Origin of the sequence: Microcystis sp. M53598_WE2 (genome assembly GCF_030067735.1) — a bacterium.
Taxonomy (GTDB): domain Bacteria; phylum Cyanobacteriota; class Cyanobacteriia; order Cyanobacteriales; family Microcystaceae; genus Microcystis; species Microcystis aeruginosa.
Genome location: NZ_JASJFE010000823.1, coordinates 1 through 3003, shown reverse-complemented (window position 1 = coordinate 3003; position 3003 = coordinate 1). Strand labels below are relative to the sequence as shown.

Sequence of the window (3003 nt, the reverse complement as noted above, 5' to 3'; positions counted from 1 at the left end):
TACACTCTCATGTTAAGGTTAAGTACGAAGATAAACCCAATTTCTAGGCCGATCATTCCTCAATTTTAACTGATCTAAGCAGAAAATAAATAAGCTCTCCTGATGACTGATAGATAAAAGGTATGTCACCGAAGTAACACACCTTAAATAAAATATTGTTGGGTTTCGTTGCCTCAACCCAACCGACAAGAGCGGCGATCGCTGATCACAAAAATTGCTATCATAGAAACTATTGATATTCAATGATTTAGGGGTAATCATAATGACACAGTTAACTGAAGAACGAAAACAAGAGATTATTGCTGAAGTTTTAGCAGCGAGAGCAAACCGTGAACAATTTCTATTAGAGATGAAACAACGGCAACAAGCAGGGTTAAAAATTGCTCAAAAATGTGCTAGTCTCCTTAAAGAGAAGTATGGAGTCACGAAAGTTGTTTTATTTGGTTCATTGTTAAATTATGAAGAAATAACTCCCCATTCTGATCTTGATTTAGCGGTTTGGGATTTACCAGAGAAAGATTATTTTAAGGCGATAGCAGAGTTAGATAATGGACAGGATTTTGAGGTGGATTTAGTAGAAGTTCAAAAGGCTCATCCTTATATTTTAGAGGCAATTGCTCAGGGGGTCGAATTATGACTAATTTATCAATTCAAGATAGAATTAATCAAGAACTCAATAAAATTCTTCAAGCCCTACAACAGTTAGAGATATTTTTAAGAGAATTATCTCATCAATCGGATGTCATGTATCAAAACGCATTAATTCTATTGCGCTTAATTTGCATGGAGTTTATACTGGAATTGAGCGTATATTTGAAGCGATTGCTAAAAAAATTGATCAAAGATTCCCAACGGGGGATAAATGGCATCGAGATTTATTAGAGCAAATGTCTGTTGATATACCTAGGGTGAGAAAAGCAGTTATTACAGAAGAAACAAGGCTCATTTTGGATGAGTTACGGCGGTTTCGTCATCTGGTGAGAAGTGCTTATTCTTGCCAATTAGATGAGGAAAAGGTTTTAATCATCGCCCATCAAATTGTTAATTCTTATCAAACCATAATCAATGACATTCAATTGTTTTGTAATAATTTAAGTAAGGGAAAAACTTAATTAAAGATAACTGGTAATCGCACTGAATCTAAGTAAAGTGTATCAGGGCAAACATCTTGTTCATGAGGCCATAAGCAAAGTTATTCTGGACTTAAACGTACCTGTAGGGGCAAACCCCCTGTGGTTGACCCCGTGTTGCCCCTGTAGCGCACTAAGCAATACAAGCGCGTAAATCATTAAGAGTAATCATCAACGTCATCGGTTCAAGAGGAGACACATCAAAACCTAAAGCCAAATAAAAATTCTTAGCTTCTTCTGAAATAGCATGAACAATAATTCCCCGAATACCAATGGTATCAGCCGCTTTAACAACCCGTAGCGCACCATCACGAAATAAACCGCATCCTAAACCTTGACCTTGGTAAGAAGTATCTACTGCCAATCGTGCCAAAATTACCACTGGAATTGGGTTAGGCATATTCCGCCGAAATTTACCATTAGCTGATTGTATACTAATCGCCCCGGAAGCAAGGGCGTAATACCCAACTACCCTATTGTCAACGCAGGTAACAAAAGTTCTAGTTGCACCACTGGCTTGATTAGCATAAGCTCGACGCTTCAACCAATCATCAAGAGAAGTAATTCCGCAGGAAAAATCAGTGATTGAGTGATAACTAGCCAGAGGTTCAGGTGGTGTCAAATTCATTCCTTCTCCCAAGGTGCGAGCGTCTGCATGGTTTTGCGTAAACGTTCATTAGGTTGAGGTGGTGCATCTAGAAGTGCGATAAATTCTGCATAAGCCTCTGGACTAGCCAAAAAAATAGTACGTTCGAGCAAAGTTTCCTCCGCAGCATTCCGCGCGGCTTCCAAAATAAAATCAGTTCTATTCTTACCTTGCACTTTGGCTGCCATATCGATCAAATTGCGTTCTTCTGGCTTAATTCGCAAATTTAGGGTATTACGCGGAGTCTTACTTTTTGTTTTACTACTCATAAGATGGGTGTGTAATTCCAAACTTAATTATTTTAACATAATGTAGTGACAACGACATTACACTATGTACGATACGATACCAGGATTTTTCAGAGAGATGAGCATCATTTGATGAAAGTCTAGGCTTCAAACCTTTCCATTATAACTGATAGGTAAAAGCTGCATCACCGCAGTAACACACCTTAAATAGTCTTGGGTTTCGTTGTTTCAAACTAATCGAGAAGAAGGGGCGTGCTGCTATGCAGTGCCGTAGGCATCGCACTATTATTGAGGAATTAATTTAATTAAACTTCTTAAGGTCGCATTAACGGATTCCGAATTAGGAAAATATTTTTTAACATCAGGATCAAGAATAATTACATCATTTTGCGCTGGAAAATGTTCAACCGTTTTTGTTCCATCTTCATGATGAATAGTAACGCTATGACCTTCCCGATACTGTTGGTAATATTTTCCGCGAACAGGATTTTTAAGTTGACTTAAATCATATTCTTCTCGCAAGTCATCTTCTAATTCATCTTGGATTTTCTCGTTCATAATATCTCCTTTCTTTGGGTGTAACTAATCTTGCACTAATTAAACGAATTTTATGATCACGATCCGTATAAGAAACAAATAGAAATTTACTTTGATCTGATAAACCTATTATAAGATAGCGATTCTCTCCTGTAGAATGGTCAGGATCATCGAAATTTACAGCTAAGGGATCATCAAATACGGTGGATGCTTCTTCAAAAGAAATGTTATGTTTTCTTTGATTTATTTTTGCTTTCTGTTTATCCCATTCAAATGCTAGTTCCAAATCATTGCCACTTTGCCAACTGAAATGCCCCCCATTGTAGCATATCCTGAGGGCGGAATAACAATTTTTCCTGTGCGATCGCGTCTTGCCAAAGTTTGATTAATAGAGAGATATATAAGCGATCGCTGCTGATAGTAAAAGGTATGTCACCGCAGT

The 3003-nt window shown here is 37.6% G+C and carries 7 protein-coding genes; 3 read left to right on the top strand and 4 right to left on the bottom strand.

Annotated elements, in window-relative coordinates; all coding sequences use genetic code 11:
- Positions 1 to 262 precede the first annotated feature (262 nt).
- Genes PX636_RS16715 through PX636_RS16705 form a run of 3 tightly spaced genes read left to right on the top strand, consistent with a single transcriptional unit; the run spans position 263 to position 1112 of the window.
- Positions 263 to 637: a nucleotidyltransferase family protein gene (locus PX636_RS16715; protein ID WP_002757633.1), complete on the top strand. Its 375-nt coding sequence runs from the start codon at positions 263 to 265 to the stop codon at positions 635 to 637.
- Complete coding sequence (locus tag PX636_RS16710; RefSeq protein WP_288117918.1) at positions 634 to 882, top strand: hypothetical protein; 249 nt, start codon at positions 634 to 636, stop codon at positions 880 to 882. The genes PX636_RS16715 and PX636_RS16710 overlap by 4 nt, the downstream gene beginning before the upstream one ends.
- Positions 780 to 1112: a ribonuclease toxin HepT-like protein gene (locus PX636_RS16705; protein ID WP_353853491.1), complete on the top strand. Its 333-nt coding sequence runs from the start codon at positions 780 to 782 to the stop codon at positions 1110 to 1112. Before PX636_RS16710 ends, PX636_RS16705 begins: the two co-directional genes overlap by 103 nt.
- 151 nt (positions 1113 to 1263) lie before the next feature.
- Here the strand turns inward: PX636_RS16705 and PX636_RS16700 are convergent, their stop codons facing one another.
- The 4 genes from PX636_RS16700 to PX636_RS16685 form a co-directional block, all read right to left on the bottom strand.
- The gene (locus PX636_RS16700; protein ID WP_002738857.1) at positions 1264 to 1758 is read right to left on the bottom strand and encodes a GNAT family N-acetyltransferase; all 495 of its coding nucleotides are present in this window, start codon (positions 1756 to 1758) and stop codon (positions 1264 to 1266) included.
- Positions 1755 to 2045 carry a type II toxin-antitoxin system TacA family antitoxin gene (locus PX636_RS16695; protein WP_002799472.1) on the bottom strand — a complete coding sequence of 97 codons (291 nt, stop codon included), beginning with the start codon at positions 2043 to 2045 and terminating at the stop codon, positions 1755 to 1757. The genes PX636_RS16700 and PX636_RS16695 overlap by 4 nt, the downstream gene beginning before the upstream one ends.
- A gap of 264 nt (positions 2046 to 2309) precedes the next feature.
- Positions 2310 to 2582: a hypothetical protein gene (locus tag PX636_RS16690; protein WP_002799473.1), complete on the bottom strand. Its 273-nt coding sequence runs from the start codon at positions 2580 to 2582 to the stop codon at positions 2310 to 2312.
- Positions 2560 to 2847, bottom strand: a complete 288-nt coding sequence (locus PX636_RS16685) for a BrnT family toxin (protein ID WP_012266238.1) — start codon at positions 2845 to 2847, stop codon at positions 2560 to 2562. Before PX636_RS16685 ends, PX636_RS16690 begins: the two co-directional genes overlap by 23 nt.
- Positions 2848 to 3003 lie beyond the last annotated feature (156 nt).

Excerpts from the sequence above, each read along its gene's own strand:
- PX636_RS16715 (WP_002757633.1), top strand. The coding sequence starts at position 263 with ATGACACAGTTAACTGAAGAACGAAAACAAGAGATTATTGCTGAAGTT.
- PX636_RS16710 (WP_288117918.1), top strand. The coding sequence starts at position 634 with ATGACTAATTTATCAATTCAAGATAGAATTAATCAAGAACTCAATAAA.
- PX636_RS16700 (WP_002738857.1), bottom strand. The coding sequence starts at position 1,758 with ATGAATTTGACACCACCTGAACCTCTGGCTAGTTATCACTCAATCACT.
- PX636_RS16695 (WP_002799472.1), bottom strand. The coding sequence starts at position 2,045 with ATGAGTAGTAAAACAAAAAGTAAGACTCCGCGTAATACCCTAAATTTG.
- PX636_RS16690 (WP_002799473.1), bottom strand. The coding sequence starts at position 2,582 with ATGAACGAGAAAATCCAAGATGAATTAGAAGATGACTTGCGAGAAGAA.